Below are 17,994 nucleotides of genomic sequence, written 5' to 3' on the forward strand. Positions count from 1 at the left end.
ACGTGCCGAGTGAGCCGCCTCGGCGGGGCCCGCCCGGGCCGTCAGCGCGACGAGTTGGCGGTACGACCGCGGACGATGCCGACGAAGACGTCCGCCAGCGGATCGTCGCGCCCCGCCGGCCACGCCAGCGCGACCGTCGAGATCGGCGCATCGCGCAGCGGACGGTACTCGGTGTCCTTGCGGTGGTGCAGCCGCGCCAGCGACATCGGCACCACGACGATGCCGACACCCGATGCGACGATGGCCACGGCATCCTCTGTCGTCGCAGGAGCGCCGAAGCGCGGCTTCTGGGCGCCCGGCGCGCGAAAGCCGAGCACGTCGTCGGCGGGGACGATCAGCACTTCGCCGGCGAGGTCGGCCGGCTCCAGTTCGTCGGCCGCGGTCAGATGCGACTCGGCCGGCATCACGACCACCGGCACTTCGTCGTAGAGCGCGATCACATGCAGGTCGGCGCCATCGATCGGCAGCCGCACCAGCGCCGCATCGACATCGCCGGCGTCGAGTGCCTCGAACTGTGCAGCGACCGGGATCGGCACGAGCTCGAGCCGGTTGTGCGGCATCCGCTCATTCCAGGTGTCGATCCACTTGCCGGGCATCGCCCCCGGGATGACGCCGAGCCGGAACGGGCCTTCCGGCAGAGAGGTGGATGCCGCAGCCGACACCGACGCCTTCGGGGCGCGCGGGCCGCCGGCGGTGCCGCGCTTGCCCGGGCTCGTGGCCTTGCCGTTCTTGCCTGTGGGCTTGCCGCCCTTGCCGGCGCGCCCGGCGTGCGGCGCGGGGGGCTTGACTCCACTGCGGCGGCTTCCGCCCGGCTTCTGCTTCGGCACAGACATCAACCTAGCGTGCGCGGCCGAGGCGGTGCGTCCTGCGCCGAGAAGGTGCGTTTTCCGCCGAGGCGGTGCGTCCTGCGCCGAGAAGGTGCGTCCTGTGCCGAGAAGGTGCGTCCTGCGCCGAGGTGGTGCGTCCGGTCTCGGTACGGCGGGGCACCGCCTCGCCGCGGAAGGGACCTTTTCGGCACGAAAGGGACCTTTTCGGCACGAAAGGGGCCTTCTCGGCGGGAAGGGGCCTTCTCGGCGCGGCGCGGCGCGCGACGGGTCAGAGGCGCGACCAGGCTTCGGTGAGCACGCCGCGCAGAATCTGCTCGATCTCGTCGAACTCGGCCGGACCGATGGTCAGCGGCGGCGCCAGCTGGATCACCGGGTCGCCGCGGTCGTCGGCGCGGCAGTACAGCCCCGCGTCGAACAGCGCCTTGGACAGGAATCCGCGCAGCAGACGCTCGGACTCATCGTCGTCGAAGGTCTGCTTGGTGGCCTTGTCCTTGACGAGCTCGATGCCGAAGAAGTACCCGTCGCCGCGTACATCGCCGACGATCGGCAGGTCCATCAGCTTCTCGAGGGTCGAGCGGAACGCGGGGGAGTTGGTGCGGACGTTGTCCAGCAGCCCCTCCTCTTCGAACACGTCGAGGTTCTCCAGCGCGACCGCCGCCGAGACGGGATGCCCGCCGAAGGTGTAGCCGTGCGGGAAGTACTCCGTGCCGTGCGCGAACGGCTCGTAGATGCGATCCGACACGATCGTGCCGCCCAGCGGCGAGTAGCCGCTGGTGACGCCCTTCGCGAAGGTGATCATGTCGGGCTGGTACCCGTAGGCGTCGCACGCGAAGTACTCGCCGATCCGGCCGATCGCGCAGATGACCTCGTCCGAGACCAGCAGCACGTCGTACTTGTCGCAGATCTCGCGCACCCGCCGGAAGTAGCCGCGCGGCGGGGGGAAGCATCCACCCGAGTTCTGCACCGGCTCCAGGAACACCGCCGCGACGGTGTCGGGCCCCTCGAACTGGATCATCTCCTCGATGCGGTCGGCCGCCCACAGCCCGAACTGCTCGGGCGTGCCGCCCGCGAAGCCCATCTCGGCGGCCCGATAGTAGTTCGTGTTCGGTACCCGGAATCCGCCCGGGGTCACTGGCTCGAACATCGACTTCATGCCGGGGATGCCGGTGATCGCCAGCGCCCCCTGCGTCGTGCCGTGATACGCGATCGACCGCGAGATGACCTTGTGCTTGGTGGGCCGGCCCGCCAGCTTCCAGTAGTGCTTGGCGAGCTTGAAGGCCGTCTCGACGGCCTCGCCGCCGCCGCTGGAGAAGAACACGTGGTTCAGGTCGCCCGGCGCGAACGAAGCGAGCCGGTCGGCCAGTTCGATCGCCGCCGGGTGCGCATACGACCACAGCGGGAAGTAGGCCAGCTGCTCCGCCTGCCGCGCGGCGGCCTCGGCGATGCGCTTGCGCCCGTGGCCGGCGTTGACCACGAACAGGCCGGAGAGGCCGTCGAAGTAGCGCTTGCCGTGCGAGTCCCAGATCTGGTGGCCCTCGCCCTTCACGATGATCGGGACGCCCGGGCCCTCGGTCATCACGGACTGGCGGGAGAAGTGCATCCACAGGTGGTCGCGCGCCATCTGCTGCAGCTGCGCGTCGGTGCGGATGCCGGTGGTGGCGGTCGGTGTGGAGTTCATCTGGTCCCCCAGTTGTAGAGCTGTTTGCGGAGTCGGAGATAGACGAACGTCTCGGTCGAGACGACGTCGGACAGTCCTCGGATGTGCGTGTTCAGGATGCTGATCAGCTCGTCGTCGCTTTCGCAGACGACCTCGACGAGCAGGTCGAAGGAGCCTGCGGTGATCACGACGTACGAGACGCCCGGCAGCCGGGTCAGCGCGTCGGCGACCAGGCGCGTGTCGCCCGAGACCTTGATGCCGATCATCGCCTGCCGGGCGAAGCCCAGCTGCATCGGGTCGGTGACGGCGACGATCTGCATCGCGCCGCCCTCGGTCAGGCGCTGCACCCGCTGGCGCACGGCTGCTTCGCTGAGCCCGACCGCCCGGCCGATGTCGGCGTACGAGCGGCGGCCGTCTTCCTGCAGCTGCTCGATGATCGCCTTCGCGGTGGCGTCGAGCGTGATCGGCGATGTCGACATCCATCGTCTCCTTTGCTCGATTTGTACGATATCAGTTGTGCTTGGTCTGTATCAATATGTATTTCGAAGCTAAGATAAATCTACGCAACGAAAAACGTAGGTGAGCAAAGGTGGTCGCATGCGCAACGGTGACGTCTCGTTCTGGTGGCAGCAGATCGGCGTGCCCGCCGCGCGCCCGGCGCTCCCGGGTGACATCGATGTGGATGTCTGCATCGTCGGCGCGGGCCTGTCGGGCCTGTGGACGGCGTATTACCTGCGTCTGGCCGACCCGAGTGTGCGGGTCGCCCTCGTCGAAGCGCGCTTCGCGGGGTTCGGGGCATCCGGTCGCAATGGCGGGTGGTTGACGAACTCGGTCACCGGCGGCCGCGAGCAGTACCTGCCCGCGCACGGGCGGGATGCCGCGATCGCGCAGCAGGCCGCCCTCAACGCCACCGTCGACGAGGTCGTCGGCGTGCTGGATGCCGAGGGCATCGACGCCGATCTCGCCAAGGGCGGCGAACTGAACGTGGCCTACACGCCGGCGCAGCTGGGCCGGATGCGCGAGGCGGTGCGCGCCGAGGCGCGCTGGCCGGGGGCCGACGTCGTCGAGCTCTCGCCCGCCGAGACGGCGGCGCGGGTCGGGGTCGACCGACCGCTGGGCGGGATGTGGCATCCGCACTGCGCGCGCGTCCATCCCGCCAAGCTGGTGCGCGGACTCGCCGAGGCCGTCGAGCGCGCCGGAGCCGTGATCTACGAGGACACGGCGGCGCTGGCCATCGAGCCCGGCCGGGTGCGCACCTCGCGCGGCACGGTGCGGGCCGCGCACGTGGTGCGTACGACCGAGGGGTTCACCGCCGATCTGCGCGGCGAGCACCGCACCTGGCTGCCGATGAACTCGTCGTTGGTGGTCACCGAGCCGCTGTCGGACGGCGCCTGGCGGCAGATCGGATGGCAGCACGCCGACACGCTCGGAGATCTCGCGCACGTCTACGCCTACGCGCAGCGCACCGCCGACGGGCGCATCGCGTTCGGGGGGCGTGGCGTGCCGTACCGATACGGCTCGCGCGTCGACACGGACGGGCGCACCCAGGCGCGCACCGTCGCGAAGCTGACCGCGCTGCTGCACCGGGTGTTCCCGGTGACGCGTGAGGTGCCGCTCGCGCATGCATGGTCCGGAGTGCTCGGCGTGCCCCGCGACTGGTCGGCCGGCGTGGGCCACGACCGGGCGACCGGCCTGGGCTGGGCCGGCGGCTATGTCGGCACCGGGGTGACGGCCACGAACCTCGCCGGGCGCACCCTGGCCGATCTGATCACGGGACGCGACACCGACCTGGTGCACCTGCCCTGGGTCGGTCACCGCGCGAAGAGATGGGAGGTCGAGCCGCTGCGCTGGACGGCGGTGAACGCGCTCTACGCCGCCTACGGCATCGCCGACCGGCATGAATCGCGCGGCCGCGCGGCCACGTCGCCGGTCGCGAGGATCGCCGACCTGATCGCGGGCCGCTGACCGGCGGCGGTCAGGCCGCCAGGCGCAGACCTCGTCGGTCGGTCGCGATGCGCTCGCCGTCGGTGATGACCTCGTCATCGCCGATCAATGAGCCGCCTTCGACGACGGCATGGTCGCCGACGTGCGTGCGCACGCCGATCTTGGCTTTGGCGCCGATCGCGGCGCCGTGTCCGATGTAGGCGTGCGGCGCGATGTCGGCGTTGGCGCCGATCACGGCGCCGTCCTGCACCCACACGCCACGGCCGATGTGCGCGCCTGCGGCGATCTGCACGCCGGGCTCGACATAGGCGCCCGCCTCCACCACGGCGGTGGCGTGCACCTTGGCACCGTGCGCGATCAGGCCTCGACCGTTTGCATGCTTGCGGTACCGCAACGTCTCGCCGTGGTCGTTCTCGATGTCGACGTAGTTCTTACCCACTTGATGTCCTCCTGCGGTGATGTCCCGCACCGGGTATAGGAATAACCATGTATAAACCTATTTCATTCCGGAGGGCTCCGAGTTCACAGCATCCACATAGACGAACTTGCCGCCGCGCAGTGCGGAGGCGATGGCCGCGACCACGCACGCGACGATCGCGAAGCCGAACGCGACGACCAGACCGTCCGAGAACGGCCCCGAGATCAGCGACGGGAAGAAGGCCTGGCCGGTCAGGTAATGCGCGTTCGCGGCGGGCAGCTGGCTCAGGATGCCGGGGCCCAGCAGCGTCTGGACGGGGTTGTAGCCCAGCAGCGAGGCGAACAGCACGCTGACCGGCGGCAGCGCCGCCACCTTCGCCGCCGCTGCCGCCGGGACCCCTTGCGCCATCAGCCCTGCCGACAGCGTCGCCGGCAGGGCGCTGGCCAGCCCGGCGATCATCAGCGAGAAGAAGATGCCGATCGACAGCACCATCGCCGAGTTCTGGAACACCGTGCTCATGCCGGCGCCGACGCCGCGCTGGGCGGCGGGCAGGCTGTTCATGATGCCGGCCCGGTTCGGGGCGGCGAACACTCCCATCCCGATGCCGTTGATGAACAGGGCGGCCGCGAACGGCAGATAGCTGAAGTCCACCGGCAGCGCGAGCAGCCAGAAGAAGCTGCCGGCCGCCACCAGCATCCCGCCCGTCGCGAAGGCGCGTGCGCCGAAACGGTCGCTGAGCCAGCCCGAGACGGGGCCGGCCACCAAGAAGCCCACCGTCAGCGGCAGCATGTAGATGCCGGCCCACAGCGGTGTCGCGGCGAAGCTGTAGCCGTGCTGGGGCAGCCAGATGCCCTGCAGCCAGATGATCAGGATGAACATCAGGCCGCCACGGCCCAGCGCGCTCAGCAGCGAGGCCATGTTGCCGGCCGTGAACGCGCGGATGCGGAACAGCGCCAGATTGAACATCGGCTCGGCCACGCGCGTCTCGATGACGGCGAAGATCAGCAGCACGACACTGCCGCCGATCAGCGCGGCCAGCACTGCCGGGTTCAGCCACCCCATCACGGCGGCGCCGTAGGGCTGGATGCCGTAGGTGATGCCGATCAGCACCGCGATCAGCCCGATCGCGAAGGTCAGGTTGCCCCACCAGTCCATCCGGGCGGGACGCCGGATGCCGGTGTCGTGCAGCTTCAGGTAGGCCCACACCGTGCCGAAGGCGCCGACCGGCACCGAGACCAGGAACACCAGCCGCCAGTCGATCGGGCCCAGCAGTCCGCCGATGATCAGGCCGATGAACGAGCCGGCGATGCCGGCGACCTGGTTCAGCCCCAGGCCCAGGCCGCGCTGGTTGACCGGGAACGCGTCGGTGATGATCGCGTTCGAGGTGGCGAACAGCATCGCGCCGCCGACGCCCTGCATGATGCGCATGATGATGAGCCACATCGCGCCCGGCACGCCCTGCATCCAGGTCACCGACAGCAGGATCGAGAAGATCGTGAACACCGCGAAGCCCGCGTTGTACATCTTGACGCGGCCGAACATGTCGCCCAGCCGTCCAAAGCTGACCACGAGCACGGCCGTGACGACCATGTAGCCCATGATCAGCCACAGCATGAAGCTGGTGTTGCCCGGCTCGAGCGGGTTGATGCCGATGCCGCGGAAGATGTCGGGCAGGGCGATCAGCAGGATGGACGAGTTGATGGATGCCATCAGCACGCCCAGTGTCGTGTTCGACAGCACGACCCAGCGATAGCGCGGGCCGGGTACGAAGGCGGCGTGTGCCTGAGCGCGGCGCACGCGGCGCGGGGCCGGCGAGGTCCGTGTCATGACAGGGTGCTGATGTGGGGGGCGACCAGGCCGGCGCACAGCAGTTCTGCGATCGAACGCAGGCTCTCGGCGCTGTGCAGCAGATAGCCGCCGGGCGGGGCGTCGGGTCGGCCGCTGTCCAGCGGGCGGGCGGTGATGGTCGCGCCCCACGCGGCGGCGGCGGCCCGCAGCGCCGCGCTGCCGACGTGCGCGGTCAGGCTCGCCGACAGCACCTGCTCGATCGTGGCGTGCAGCGCCTGCCGGTATCGGGTCAATGCGGCGCCGACCTCGGGCCGGGTGTGCGATTCGTGCCAGATGATCTCGCGCAGCACACCGGATGCCGCGTGGTTGCGCAGGATGCGCTCGCCGACGTTGATCAGCGCCCGCACCGGATCACCGGGCACCGACAGCGACGTCGGGTCGATCGCGGGCACCCCCAGACCTTCGGCCAGCAGCGCGGAGAGAATGTCGGACTTGGTGGGGAAGTAGTAGAACAGCAGCCCCTTGGGCACGCTTGCGACGCGCGCGATGCGCGCTGTCGAGGTGCCGTCGAAGCCATGGGCGGCGAAGAGCGTGGTGGCGGCATCCAAGATCCGGGTGCGTGCTCCTGCGGGGTCTTCTGGATCGGTCATCGTGATCTCCCGGTGGTGCCGGCATGTGCCGACGTGATGGCGGCCGCGCAGACGGTGGCTCGGCGACGCTCACACGTCACTCTGCCACCGCTGCGCGGCCGGCGCGGGTCAGGCGTGCGCGGCGCGAGGTCCGCCGTGCCGCTGGTGCCCCTCGTGGCCCTGGTGCGCCTTCTCGGCGGGGGCAAGGGCCCACAGGCCGGTGACCACGCCGACGCCACCGCAGATCCAGGACGTCCAGGCCGGTGCCATGTTGCCGGCGTATACGCCGATCCATGGCGAGATGAACAGCAGTGCGCCCAGTACCGCGACGATCCATTCCATCGACATCGATCCCGGTGCGTACAGACTCCACAGGCCGGCGATGATCAACAGAACCCCGAACACGATCATCAGGGACATCGACGCGCCCGTGCGCGGCGTCGTCCAGATGCTTGCCAATGCTGCATAGAGACCAGCGGCAACGGCCACCCAGTCTTGCCAGCGTGTCCACCGTGTCATTGAACTCATCCTCCTCATTTGTCAGATGGCTCCCGAACCGGGGGTCGCTCCACATGTTACACCGTTGATTGACCGGTCGGTCAAGATCGTGCACGATCGGATGCTGCGGACCGACGGGGCGTGCATTCGGGCGTTGCGTCTGGCCGAGCGCCGCGGCGTTCTCCACACCCGGTGCGGCGAATTCGCGAACATATAGTCCAGTGCGGTGTCGACATCCCTGACGCTCTCCTCCTCGGGGAGCTGGTCGCCCTCGACGATGAGCGACGCCGTGGTGCCGAACGACCGCACGAGTGCGATGATCACCGACCCGACCACCAGAGTGGTCCTCGCGCCGCATCGGCGGGTCACGCGGCCGCATCACCGCCACCACCCAGAACAGCACCCGCCGGCTCGCGAACTGTGCGACGCCGACGGCCGGCGGCAGGCCGAGCGCACCGCCGATGCTCACGGATGCAGTCATCAGTGCGACCGGACCTCGTGACGCTGCCCTGGGTCGGGCACGCGGTGCGCCGCTGGGGGTCGAGCCGCTGCGGTGGCTGGCCGTGACCGCGATCTATGCCGCCCACCTGGCTGACCGGCACGAGGCCATGCGGTCGCGCGACGGCCGGCCCATCGTGAAGCTGGCCGGCCGCATCTCTGGCCCCTGAGTTATCGGACTGCCGGGCCGCGGCCATCGACCCGCACAGGTCGCTGAGCGAGCGCAGCGAGACGACCGGCCGGCACTTACCGCGACGCCACACACTCGTTCAGTTCGGTCGTCACGTATGACGGGTTTTTGATCGGCGGAGTGGTCATTTGTGACGACTGAATCTGTGACGACTGAATCTGCAGTGCGAGACGGTACGCGAGGACCGTGCGCGAGGTACAGGGGCCTCGGATCCGTAGTGAACCTCGTGGCTCACGCAGGCGACCGGCAGGCGGCGTGCGGCCTCAGCAGACCTGTGTGAACGGAAGGTTCAATGTGTTTTTCGAACGTGTCGTGCCGCGTGACCGGCCGCTACTCCAGACTCGACATCACGTGCTTGAGGCGGGTGTAGTCCTCGAAGCCGTAGATCGAGAGGTCCTTGCCGTATCCGGACTGCTTGAACCCGCCGTGCGGCATGTCCGACACGAACGGGATGTGCGCGTTGATCCACACGCAGCCGAAGTCCAGCGCCCGGCTCATCCGCATGGCCGTCGCGTGGTCGGTCGTCCAGGTAGAGGCCGCGAGCGCGTACGGCACGCCGTTGGCGAGAGCGACGGCGTCGGCCTCGGTCTCGAACGGCTGCACCGTGAGCACGGGCCCGAACACCTCGGACTGCACGATCTCGTCGTCCTGGCGGACCCCGGTGACCACCGTCGGCTCGAAGAAGAAGCCGGTGTCGCCCTGCCGGCGCCCGCCGGTCTCGATGCGGGCGTGTGCGGGCAGCCGGTCGATGAACCCGGTGACCCGATCCAGCTGCGCCGGGTTGTTGACGGGGCCGAAGAACGCGCCCGCGTCCGGGGCGCCGGCACGGATGTTCTCCTGCACATACGACACCAGGGTGCGGACGAAGTCGTCGTGCACCGACGCGTGGACGATCACGCGGGTCGCGGCGGTGCAGTCCTGCCCGGCGTTGAAATAGGCGGCCTCGGCGATGCCGGCGGCCGCCCGCGCCAGGTCCGCGTCGGCGAACACGACAGCCGGAGCCTTGCCGCCCAGCTCGAGATGCACGCGCTTGAGCCGGCCGGCGGCCGAGGCGGCGACCGCCATGCCGGCGCGAACCGAGCCCGTGATCGCCACCAGTGCGGGAACCAGGTGCTCGATCAACAGCGCGCCGGTGGTGCGGTCGCCGAGCACCACGTTGAACACACCCGCCGGCAGGATCTCGGCCGCGAGCTCGGCCAGCCGCACGGTCGTGGACGGCGTCGTCTCGCTGGGCTTGAGCACGACGGTGTTGCCCGCCGCCAGCGCCGGGGCGATCTTCCAGATCGCCATGTTCAGCGGATAGTTCCACGGCGTGACCTGCGCGACCACGCCGATCGGCTCGCGGCGCACGTACGACGTGAAACCGGCTGCGTACTCGGCGGCGGCGCGGCCGTTGAGCTCTCGGGCGGCGCCGGCGAAGAAGCGCAGCTGGTCGATCGACTGCTCGATCTCGTCGGCGACCAGGCTCGCGCGGGGCTTTCCGGTGTCACGCGACTCGAGGTCGGCGAACTCGTCGGCGTGCGCGGCCAGCGCGTCGGCGAGCCGGAACAGCGCCAGCTGCCGCTGCGCGGGCGTCGCATCGTGCCAGGCCGGAAAGGCGCGGGATGCCGCGGCGCACGCCGCATCCACGTCGGCCGCCGTCGAGATCGGCGCGCGCCCGTAGACCGCCTCGGTCGCCGGGTCGACGAGGTCCAGCAGCTCGCCGTCGGATGCCGCGGCCCGGCCGTCGATGAGGTTGTGCAGGACGGTCGTCATGGCTCGCTCCTCCCGATCACACGTGCTCGTCGGCGGCGTGCAGCGCGTTGTCGATGATGTCCAGGCCCCGCACCAGGTCGTCCTCGTCGATGACCAGCGGCGGGGCGATGTGCAGTCGGTTGAAGTGCGTGAACGGCCAGAGGCCGGCCTTCTTGCACGCCGCCGCGACCGCGGCCATGGGTGCGGCATCCGCCCCCGAGGCGTTGAACGGCACCAGCGGCTCGCGGGTGTGCTTGTCGCGCACCAGCTCGATCGCCCAGAACAGGCCGATGCCGCGGGCGTCGCCCACCGACGGATGGCGCCGCGCGATCTCGCGCAGCCGCGGTCCGACGACACGCGTGCCCAGGTCGCGCACGCGCTCGAGGATGCCGTCCCGCTCGAACACCTCGAACGTCGCGACGCCGGCGGCGCACGCCAGGGGATGTCCCGAGTAGGTCAGTCCGCCCGGGAACGGCACGGTGTCGAAATGCGCCGCGATCCGGTCGGAGATCACGACCCCGCCCAGCGGCACGTACCCCGAGTTGACGCCCTTCGCGAACGTGATCAGGTCGGGCACGACGTCGAACGCCTGGAACGCGAACCATTCGCCGATGCGGCCGAAGCCGACCATCACCTCGTCGGCGATGTAGACGATGCCGTAGCGGTCGCACAGCTCGCGCACCCCCGCCAGATACCCGGGCGGCGGCACCAGCACGCCGTTCGTGCCCACGATGGTCTCGATGATCACCGCGGCGATCGTGGACGCGCCCTCGAGCACGATGGTCTGCTCGAGGTGCTCCAGGCCCCGGGCGGTCTCCTCCTCGGGCGAGACGGCGTGGAACGGCGACCGGTACGGGTACGGGCCGAAGAAGTGCGCCACCGACCCGTCGGCGGGCTCATTGGCCCAGCGCCTCGGGTCGCCGGTCAGCGCGATCGCGGTGGCGGTGTTGCCGTGATAGCTGCGGTACATCGCCAGCACCTTGCGGCGCCCGGTGAACTGGCGGGCCATCCGCACCGCGTTCTCGTTCGCGTCGGCGCCGCCGTTGGTGAAGAACACCTTCTCGAACCCGTCCGGTGCGACCTCGCAGATGCGCCGGGCCAGTTCGCCGCGCACATCGTTGGCCATCGACGGCTGGATCGTCGCGAGCCGGCCGGCCTGGCGTTGGATGGCCGCGACCAGGTCCGGATGCTGGTGCCCGAGGTTGAGGTTCACGAGCTGGCTGGCGAAGTCGAGGTAGCTGTTGCCGGCGTAGTCCCAGAACGTGGATCCGGCGCCGCCGGCCACCGGCAGCGGGTCGATGAGGGCCTGCGCGCTCCACGAGTGGAACACATGCCCGCGGTCGTCGGCGCGGACGGCGGCGTCGGCGGACAGGTCTGCGGTGAGGGTGTCGGTCATGGTGGGTCTCAATCGTTCTGCGGGAATCCGAGGTTGATGCCGCGATGGTCATCGCGGGCGGGGTCGATCCAGCGCGCGGTGACGGCCTTCTCACGCGTGAAGAAGTCGAAGCCGTGGGCGCCGTAGGCCTTCGCGTCGCCGAACAGCGAGCTCTTCCAGCCGCCGAAGGAGTGGTAGGCGACCGGCACCGGAATCGGCACGTTGATGCCGATCATGCCGACCTGCACCTCGGACTGGAACCGGCGCGCGGCGCCGCCGTCGTTCGTGAAGATCGCGGTGCCGTTGCCGAACCGGCCGGAGTTGATCAGGTCCAGGCCCTCCTGGAACGTGTCGATGCGCACGATCGACAGCACCGGACCGAAGATCTCCTCCGCATAGGCGCGGGAGGACGTCGGGATGCGGTCGATCAGAGTCGGACCGAACCAGAAGCCGTCCTCGTGCCCGTCCACCGTGAACCCGCGCCCGTCCACGACGATCTCGGCGCCGTCCTGCTCGGCGATGTCCACGTAGCCGTGCACCTTGTCGCGGTGTGAGGCCGAGATCAGCGGGCCCATGTCGGGTTCGGCGGCATCCGCGCCGTTGCCGACCCGCAGCGCCCGGATGCGCTCCTGGATCCTGGCCGACAGCCGGTCGGCCACATCGCCGACGGCCAGCACGACCGACACGGCCATGCAGCGCTCGCCCGCCGCGCCGTACCCGGCGTTGACGGCCTGGTCGGCAACGAGGTCGAGGTCGGCGTCGGGCAGCACGAGCATGTGGTTCTTCGCCCCGCCCAGCGCCTGCACCCGCTTGCCGGCGCGGGATGCCTCTTCGTAGATGTACTGGGCGATCGGCGTCGACCCGACGAACGAGACCGACTGGACGGCATCCGCGCCCAGCAGGCCGTCGACGGCGACCTTGTCGCCCTGCAGCACGGTGAACGCGCCGTCGGGCAGGCCCGCCTGCTGCCACAGCGCCGCCAGCCACAGCGCCGCCGACGGATCCTTCTCGCTGGGCTTGAGGATCACGGCGTTGCCGGCGGCCAGCGCGACCGGGAAGAACCACAGCGGCACCATCGCCGGGAAGTTGAAAGGCGAGATGATCGCGGTCACCCCGAGCGGCTGCTTCAGCGTGTACACGTCGATGTCGGTCGAGGCGTTCTCGCTGAACCCGCCCTTCACAAGCGACGGGAAGCCGCAGGCGAGCTCCACGACCTCGAGCCCGCGGGCGATCTCACCCGCCGCGTCCGAGAGCACCTTGCCGTGCTCGGCCGTGATGATCTCGGCCAGTTCGTGGCGGCGGGCGTTCAGCAGCTCACGGAACGCGAACAGCACCGTCTGCCGCTTCGCGATCGAATAGCCGCTCCACACGCCGAAGCCGCGCTCGGCGGAGGCGACCGCCGCCGCGACGTCGGCCGCGTCCGCCAATGCCACCTCGGCCGTGGCTCGGCCGGTCGCCGGGTTGAACACCGGCGCGGTGTGCCCGCTCGCCGACGCGCGCCGGGCGCCGTCGATCCAGTGCTCGATGACGGGGAGCTCTCTTTTCGCCTGATCGTCGGCGGCCTGCTGGACGATGGTCATGGACGTCCTTTCGCGGGTGTGCGGAGTGCGATGCTCTTGGGAACGCGCTGATCGGACAGATCGACCGAGGCTCCATCCGAGGTGCATCCCCAGTTTTGCAGGGCTCCGGCCGGTGCCGAAGAGCACATTCGTCGCGAACTGGTGATCGATTCGGACGCACTGTCCGGGCTATGCTGAGGCATCCCTGCATAGACCCGGAGATGGGGGAGAGATGTCGATGCACGACGCTGCGCGCGAAGCCGGCGGCGGCCCCGCCCGCGTCTCGGTGCCCGAACTGCCCACGGTCGGTGAGGTGCTGCACCTGGAGGTCGTCGCCGCGGGGCTGCCCGAAGTGCTCAGCGGTGCCGCCGCCCTCGACAACCCGGTGCGATGGGTGCACGCCTCGGACAGCGCCGGCGTCGCGCGGCTGCTCAACGGCGGTGAGCTGCTGCTGTCGACGGGATCGGGCTGGCCGCAGGACCCCGACGCACTGCGCGCGTTCATCGCCGGTCTCATCGAGGTCGGCGTCGCAGGTCTGGTTCTGGAGCTGGGCACGCACTATCGCTGGACGCCGGCCGTGATCGTCGACTCCGCCCGCGCGCACGGGCTGGTCCTGGTCGTGCTGCACCACGAGGTCAGGTACGTCGCCGTCACCGAGGTCGTGCACCGGCTCATCATCGACCGGCAGACGGCGGCGCTGCGCGCGCGCGACGAGGTCCGCGAACGCTTCACCGCGCTCACGCTGCGCGGGTCGCCCGCCGACTATGTCGTCCAGCAGCTGGCGTTCACCCTCGCGGCCCCCGTGGTGCTGGAGAACATGGCGCACGAGGTCGTCGCGGCCGAGGTTCCACCTGCCCGCGAAGCGGAGGTGTTCGCCGACTGGGAGCGCCGATCGCGGTCCGCACATCAGAGCGGGCCCGCCGGGGGCGAAGCGGGCTGGCTCGTGGTGCCGGTCGAGGCGCGAGGCACCCGCTGGGGCCACCTCGTCGCGCTGCCCGGACCGGAGCATGCGGCGGGACGGGCGGGCGTTCTGCAGCAGGGGGCGATCGCCCTCGCCCTCGGGCGGCTGGCCGACGGCCCGGTGGACGAATGGGAACGGCAGGCCCGCCGCCGCCTGCTCGACCGTCTCCTGGCGGGGCGATTCGCGAGCGTCGCAGGGGCGTCTGCCCGCCTGGGCGCGGCCGGCTTGCCGGTGGCGGGGCGTCGGCTGTTCGGCATGGTTCTCTCGGGTGTCGAGGTCGCTGCCGAGCAGGCAGACGCGGCGGCCCGCGGGATCGGCGGGCGGGTCATCATCGGCCGGGTCGGCGACGGGTCGGGGCTGGGCGGGGCGAGCGCCGCGACGCTGCTGCTGTCCCTCCCGCCCGACGAGGCCTTCTCGGATGCCGCGGTGGCGGAGTTCGCCCTCGCTGCGGCCGGTGATGGCGCCGTCGTGTCGGTCGGCTCGGCCGCGACCGGACTCGACGAGGCGCTGACCTCGCTGCAGGAGGCCATCGACCTCTCCCGCACCGGCCCGCGCGGCCGCCGCACTCCGCAGCTGCGCCGTGCCGACGACCGGCCGCTCGTGCGCCTGGTCACGAACCTGCGCGCGGACCACCGCCTGCTCGAGCACGGCGAGCGGATGCTCGCGCCGCTGATCGAACACGACCTGCGCCGCGGTGGCGACCTGCTCGACGTGCTGGCCGCCGTGCTCGCACATCCGGCCAACCGCACCGCCGCCGCCGCGGCATCCCACCTCTCCCGGTCGGTGTTCTACCAGCGCATCGCGCTCATCGAGCAGCTGCTGGCGATGGACCTCGACGACGGCGAGACCCAGACGGCACTGCACCTCGCGCTGCTGGTGCGCCGCAGCGCGCCGCTGGGTCGCTGAATGGGGTCATCCCGTTTCTGGAGCGCGGGAGCGCAGCGACCGAATCGACACGCCCGGTGGCGGCGCACCAGGGCGCACAATGAGGACATGCCCCAGGAAGCCGTGTACCAGCCAGGCGTGTGCAACATCGGGCCGGCCGAGATCCGCCGGCGTCGGCAGGGCGGCTGCATCGGCCTCGTCGTCTCGGTGCTCTACCTCGCCGTCGCCTTCGCGCTGGGTTGGTCGGCGCCGTGGCGCCTTCTGGTCGTGCTGCCGGCGATGCTCGGGGCCTCGGGGTTCCTGCAGGGCGCGTTCCACTTCTGCGTCAACTTCGGCAGCCGCGGGCTCTACAACTTCGGCGCCCGCGGCACGCAGGAATCGGTGCATGAGGCGGAGTTCCGCCGGAAGGATCAGCGCACGGCGGTGCTGATCGGGCTGCTGTCGCTGGCCATCGCCGTCGTCGTCGCGCTGATGGCGTTCTTCATCCCCGTGGGGTAGGCTCCGCCGGCACCTGCGCGCTGACGGCTCCGGCATCCGCGCCGACGAGCACCTCGCTCGCCTGTGCGAGCCGGTGCACGAAGTCCGCGGCATCGGTGCCTCGGGCCAGGGCGTGCGCGCTGAGCCCGGACGCCGTCGTCTTCCCCGCGATGGCCGATGTCGCGCCCGCCGACATAGACGTGGCCGAAGCATCCGCCGCGCTCGGCTGGCGCAACGGCGTGTGGGTCGCCAACGGCAACCTCGCGATCCGGCACCTGGGCATCCCGACCGTCACGGTGCCGATGGGAACGATGGCCGACACCGGGATGCCGGTCGGTCTGACCTTGGCCGGCCGCGCCTACGACGACACCGCACTGCTGGCGCTCGCCGCGGCCTTCGAGGCCACGGGCCGTCGTCGCACCGAGCCGCCTCGCACCTCGCGACTCTGACCGCGCCGGTCGCATCCCGCGCTCGCCCCATCCCACGCCGACCCCACCTCGCGCTGACTTGCCACAAGTGGTGGGAGTTGCCGCGATGATTCCGACCAGTTGCGGCAAGTGAGTGAGTGCTCAGTCGTGGGGCGGGCGAGGGCGGGGCGCCCGGGCGCGCGTCGCAGAAGCAGGCGGGATCGGGCCGATCGGGGCTTCGCGCCGTGGTAGCGCGCAATCGAGCCTGCCTGTGAGACGCGTCGCGGCGGGTCAGGGCGCGATGTAGACCTTGCGGAGGGTCTCGCGCACGGTCCAGACCGTGTGCATCCCGTCCGTCAGGCGCACGATGACGCCCGGGCGCAGCTCGACCGGCGGCAGGTCGGGCTCGGTGAACTCGAGGAGCCCAGCTCCGGCGACCACGACGAACACCTCGTCGGCCTCGACGTCCGTCGAGACGCCGGGCGTGTGCTCCCAGACCCCGATCGTGCGGCCGTCGGCCCGATCGAGCTCGACGTATCCGGTCCGCGGCGCGCCGGCGCGCACCCGGTCGGCGGGCACCACCTCGTCCGGCACGACGAGGGATGCGGCGACCACGGCGGCCCCGGCGGCCATGCCGGTCACGAGTCGAACCCCAGTCCGAGGCCGTCCAGGGTCTTCAGCAGCAGATTGCGCCTGCCCTGGTGGTGATCGGCGCGATTCAATGACCAGCGGGTCGCGTGGATGCCGATCGCAGCAGCCGGTTCGGGCGGGAACGGCAACGGCCTCTTGCGCACCATCTCCAGCTGCGTGCGCTCCGTGCTCGCACCATCCAGCAGATCCAGCATCACCTCGGCGGCGAAGCGCGTCGAGCCCACGCCCAGCCCCGTGAACCCGGCCGCATAGGCGACGCGACGGTTCCGGGCGGTTCCGTAGAACGCCGCGAACCGGGTGCTGGTGTCGATCGCGCCCGCCCAGCCGTGACTGAAGCGCACGCCCTCCAGCTGCGGGAAGGTCGTGAAGAAATGGCTCGCCAGCTTCGCCCACGTCTCGGGGCGGTTCTCGTACTCGCTGCGCACCTTGCGGCCGTAGTGGTAGAGCGCGTCATAGCCGCCGAACAGGATCCGGTCGTCCCGGGTCAACCGGTAGTAGTGGAACTGGTTGGCCATGTCGCCGATGCCCTGCCGGCCCCGCCATCCGATCGCGGCCCGCTCCTCGGGGCTGAGCGGCTCGGTCATCAGGACGTAGTCGTAGACCGGCACGGTCATGAGCCGGTTGCGCTTGAGCAGCGACGGGAAGACGTTCGTGGCCAGCACCGCCTGCGTCGCGCGCACTCGGCCGCCGGCGGTGACGACCACCGTCCCTGCGCCGTCCGGCGTCTGCAGGTCGTGCACGCGCGACTGCTCGAAGATCTCGACGCCGCGCTCTTCGAGCACCCGCGCGAGCTCGGCGGCCAGGCGCGCGGGATGCAGCATGCCGCAATCGCGTCGGGACCACAGGCCCGCCAGGTACGTGGGCGAGGCGACCTCGGCGCGCACCGCATCCTGGTCGAGGTACACGGCGTCGGCATCGGCGGCGGCCCCGGCGGCGGCGTCCTGCAGCCACGCCACCTGGTGCGGTTCGGTCGCGGGGGAGAGCTCGCCCGTGCGCTCGAACTCGAAATCCATCCCGTAGCGGGCCTCGGCGGCCTCGATCTCGTCGAGGTTCGCCATCCCGAGCCGCTCGAGCGTCGGCATCTCGGCCGGCCAGCGCGACAGCCCGTTCTCGCGGCCGTGGGTCAGGCTCGCCTCGCAGAACCCGCCGTTGCGGCCCGAAGCGGCCCACCCCACCCGTTGCGCCTCGACGACCACGATGCGGGCCCCCGGCATCCGCTCGGTCGCCAGCAGCGCCGTCCACAGCCCGGTGTAGCCGCCGCCGACGACGACGAGGTCCGCCTCGAGGGCGGCGGTCAGCGCCGGGCGGGCGGGGGTCAGCGCAGCCGGCAGGTCGTCGCGCCAGAAGACCGCGTGCTTCGTATCGTCGAGCGCATGCGCGACGACGGATGCGGCGGGGCGGTTCCGTTCGAAGACGGTGGTTCCCACGGGTATCAGCTCCGATCGGGGGCGGGTTGTCTCCATCTTCGCGGGTGGGGTGCGTGGTCGCACGGGCGT

General features: G+C 70.6%; 16 protein-coding genes and 1 pseudogene. 5 read left to right on the forward strand and 12 right to left on the reverse strand.

Features of this window, described 5'->3' with window-relative positions; translation table 11 throughout:
* Window positions 1–41 precede the first annotated feature (41 nt).
* The 3 genes from ABD705_RS13875 to ABD705_RS13885 form a co-directional block, all read right to left on the reverse strand.
* Complete coding sequence (locus tag ABD705_RS13875; protein WP_344784593.1) at window positions 42–833, reverse strand: LysR family substrate-binding domain-containing protein; 792 nt, start codon at window positions 831–833, stop codon at window positions 42–44.
* A gap of 262 nt (window positions 834–1,095) precedes the next feature.
* Window positions 1,096–2,505 (reverse strand): aspartate aminotransferase family protein, encoded by a 1,410-nt coding sequence (locus ABD705_RS13880; RefSeq protein WP_344784594.1) that lies wholly within the window; start codon window positions 2,503–2,505, stop codon window positions 1,096–1,098.
* A complete protein-coding gene (locus ABD705_RS13885; protein ID WP_344784595.1) occupies window positions 2,502–2,963 on the reverse strand; it encodes an Lrp/AsnC family transcriptional regulator in 462 nt (153 codons plus the stop codon). Before ABD705_RS13885 ends, ABD705_RS13880 begins: the two co-directional genes overlap by 4 nt.
* A gap of 118 nt (window positions 2,964–3,081) precedes the next feature.
* Between ABD705_RS13885 and ABD705_RS13890 the strand changes: the two genes are divergently transcribed.
* Entirely contained in the window at window positions 3,082–4,449 is a 1,368-nt protein-coding gene (locus ABD705_RS13890; protein WP_344784596.1) for an NAD(P)/FAD-dependent oxidoreductase, read from the forward strand.
* A 10-nt stretch (window positions 4,450–4,459) separates the two neighbouring features.
* Here ABD705_RS13890 and ABD705_RS13895 read toward each other — a convergent pair whose 3' ends face one another.
* From ABD705_RS13895 to ABD705_RS13910, 4 genes are all read right to left on the reverse strand, one after another.
* Window positions 4,460–4,867: a transferase gene (locus ABD705_RS13895; protein ID WP_344784597.1), complete on the reverse strand. Its 408-nt coding sequence runs from the start codon at window positions 4,865–4,867 to the stop codon at window positions 4,460–4,462.
* A 57-nt stretch (window positions 4,868–4,924) separates the two neighbouring features.
* A complete protein-coding gene (locus tag ABD705_RS13900; protein ID WP_344784599.1) occupies window positions 4,925–6,673 on the reverse strand; it encodes an MFS transporter in 1,749 nt (582 codons plus the stop codon).
* Entirely contained in the window at window positions 6,670–7,284 is a 615-nt protein-coding gene (locus ABD705_RS13905) for a TetR/AcrR family transcriptional regulator (RefSeq protein WP_344784601.1), read from the reverse strand. The genes ABD705_RS13900 and ABD705_RS13905 overlap by 4 nt, the downstream gene beginning before the upstream one ends.
* A 108-nt stretch (window positions 7,285–7,392) precedes the next feature.
* Entirely contained in the window at window positions 7,393–7,782 is a 390-nt protein-coding gene (locus ABD705_RS13910; RefSeq protein ID WP_344784603.1) for an SPW repeat protein, read from the reverse strand.
* A gap of 440 nt (window positions 7,783–8,222) precedes the next feature.
* On the opposite strand from ABD705_RS13910, the gene ABD705_RS13915 reads away from it, so the two are divergent.
* Entirely contained in the window at window positions 8,223–8,429 is a 207-nt protein-coding gene (locus tag ABD705_RS13915) for a hypothetical protein (RefSeq protein ID WP_344784605.1), read from the forward strand.
* A gap of 350 nt (window positions 8,430–8,779) precedes the next feature.
* Here the strand turns inward: ABD705_RS13915 and ABD705_RS13920 are convergent, their stop codons facing one another.
* The 3 genes from ABD705_RS13920 to ABD705_RS13930 are packed head-to-tail and all read right to left on the reverse strand — an operon-like array spanning window position 8,780 to window position 13,138.
* The gene (locus tag ABD705_RS13920) at window positions 8,780–10,204 is read right to left on the reverse strand and encodes an aminobutyraldehyde dehydrogenase (protein WP_344784607.1); all 1,425 of its coding nucleotides are present in this window, start codon (window positions 10,202–10,204) and stop codon (window positions 8,780–8,782) included.
* A 16-nt stretch (window positions 10,205–10,220) separates the two neighbouring features.
* Window positions 10,221–11,579, reverse strand: coding sequence for an aspartate aminotransferase family protein (locus ABD705_RS13925; RefSeq protein WP_344784609.1), 1,359 nt, complete (start codon window positions 11,577–11,579; stop codon window positions 10,221–10,223).
* 8 nt (window positions 11,580–11,587) lie between these two features.
* On the reverse strand, window positions 11,588–13,138 hold the full coding sequence (locus ABD705_RS13930) for a CoA-acylating methylmalonate-semialdehyde dehydrogenase (protein WP_344784611.1): 1,551 nt from the start codon (window positions 13,136–13,138) through the stop codon (window positions 11,588–11,590).
* A 211-nt stretch (window positions 13,139–13,349) separates the two neighbouring features.
* On the opposite strand from ABD705_RS13930, the gene ABD705_RS13935 reads away from it, so the two are divergent.
* The 3 genes and pseudogenes from ABD705_RS13935 to ABD705_RS13945 all read left to right on the forward strand — a co-directional run.
* Complete coding sequence (locus tag ABD705_RS13935) at window positions 13,350–14,984, forward strand: PucR family transcriptional regulator (protein WP_344784613.1); 1,635 nt, start codon at window positions 13,350–13,352, stop codon at window positions 14,982–14,984.
* A gap of 87 nt (window positions 14,985–15,071) precedes the next feature.
* Window positions 15,072–15,461 (forward strand): hypothetical protein, encoded by a 390-nt coding sequence (locus ABD705_RS13940; RefSeq protein WP_344784615.1) that lies wholly within the window; start codon window positions 15,072–15,074, stop codon window positions 15,459–15,461.
* A gap of 119 nt (window positions 15,462–15,580) precedes the next feature.
* Window positions 15,581–15,889 (forward strand): annotated as a pseudogene (locus ABD705_RS13945) (amidase family protein); the annotation flags it as partial.
* A 249-nt stretch (window positions 15,890–16,138) separates the two neighbouring features.
* On the opposite strand, the gene ABD705_RS13950 reads toward ABD705_RS13945, so the two are convergent.
* Both ABD705_RS13950 and ABD705_RS13955 read right to left on the reverse strand, forming a co-directional pair.
* On the reverse strand, window positions 16,139–16,480 hold the full coding sequence (locus ABD705_RS13950) for a cupin domain-containing protein (RefSeq protein ID WP_344784731.1): 342 nt from the start codon (window positions 16,478–16,480) through the stop codon (window positions 16,139–16,141).
* 5 nt (window positions 16,481–16,485) lie between these two features.
* Window positions 16,486–17,925, reverse strand: a complete 1,440-nt coding sequence (locus ABD705_RS13955; protein WP_344784617.1) for an NAD(P)/FAD-dependent oxidoreductase — start codon at window positions 17,923–17,925, stop codon at window positions 16,486–16,488.
* Between the last annotated feature and the right edge of the window lie 69 nt (window positions 17,926–17,994).

The sequence above is a fragment of the Microbacterium kribbense genome (genome assembly GCF_039537285.1).
In the GTDB taxonomy this organism is placed as follows: domain Bacteria; phylum Actinomycetota; class Actinomycetes; order Actinomycetales; family Microbacteriaceae; genus Microbacterium; species Microbacterium kribbense.

What these genes read in the sequence shown, in the direction of transcription:
- ABD705_RS13875 (WP_344784593.1), bottom strand. Translation starts at nt 833, where the DNA reads ATGTCTGTGCCGAAGCAGAAGCCGGGCGGAAGCCGCCGCAGTGGAGTC.
- ABD705_RS13880 (WP_344784594.1), bottom strand. Translation starts at nt 2,505, where the DNA reads ATGAACTCCACACCGACCGCCACCACCGGCATCCGCACCGACGCGCAG.
- ABD705_RS13885 (WP_344784595.1), bottom strand. Translation starts at nt 2,963, where the DNA reads ATGTCGACATCGCCGATCACGCTCGACGCCACCGCGAAGGCGATCATC.
- ABD705_RS13890 (WP_344784596.1), top strand. Translation starts at nt 3,082, where the DNA reads ATGCGCAACGGTGACGTCTCGTTCTGGTGGCAGCAGATCGGCGTGCCC.
- ABD705_RS13900 (WP_344784599.1), bottom strand. Translation starts at nt 6,673, where the DNA reads ATGACACGGACCTCGCCGGCCCCGCGCCGCGTGCGCCGCGCTCAGGCA.
- ABD705_RS13905 (WP_344784601.1), bottom strand. Translation starts at nt 7,284, where the DNA reads ATGACCGATCCAGAAGACCCCGCAGGAGCACGCACCCGGATCTTGGAT.
- ABD705_RS13910 (WP_344784603.1), bottom strand. Translation starts at nt 7,782, where the DNA reads ATGACACGGTGGACACGCTGGCAAGACTGGGTGGCCGTTGCCGCTGGT.
- ABD705_RS13915 (WP_344784605.1), top strand. Translation starts at nt 8,223, where the DNA reads ATGCTCACGGATGCAGTCATCAGTGCGACCGGACCTCGTGACGCTGCC.
- ABD705_RS13920 (WP_344784607.1), bottom strand. Translation starts at nt 10,204, where the DNA reads ATGACGACCGTCCTGCACAACCTCATCGACGGCCGGGCCGCGGCATCC.
- ABD705_RS13925 (WP_344784609.1), bottom strand. Translation starts at nt 11,579, where the DNA reads ATGACCGACACCCTCACCGCAGACCTGTCCGCCGACGCCGCCGTCCGC.
- ABD705_RS13930 (WP_344784611.1), bottom strand. Translation starts at nt 13,138, where the DNA reads ATGACCATCGTCCAGCAGGCCGCCGACGATCAGGCGAAAAGAGAGCTC.
- ABD705_RS13935 (WP_344784613.1), top strand. Translation starts at nt 13,350, where the DNA reads ATGTCGATGCACGACGCTGCGCGCGAAGCCGGCGGCGGCCCCGCCCGC.
- ABD705_RS13940 (WP_344784615.1), top strand. Translation starts at nt 15,072, where the DNA reads ATGCCCCAGGAAGCCGTGTACCAGCCAGGCGTGTGCAACATCGGGCCG.
- ABD705_RS13950 (WP_344784731.1), bottom strand. Translation starts at nt 16,480, where the DNA reads ATGGCCGCCGGGGCCGCCGTGGTCGCCGCATCCCTCGTCGTGCCGGAC.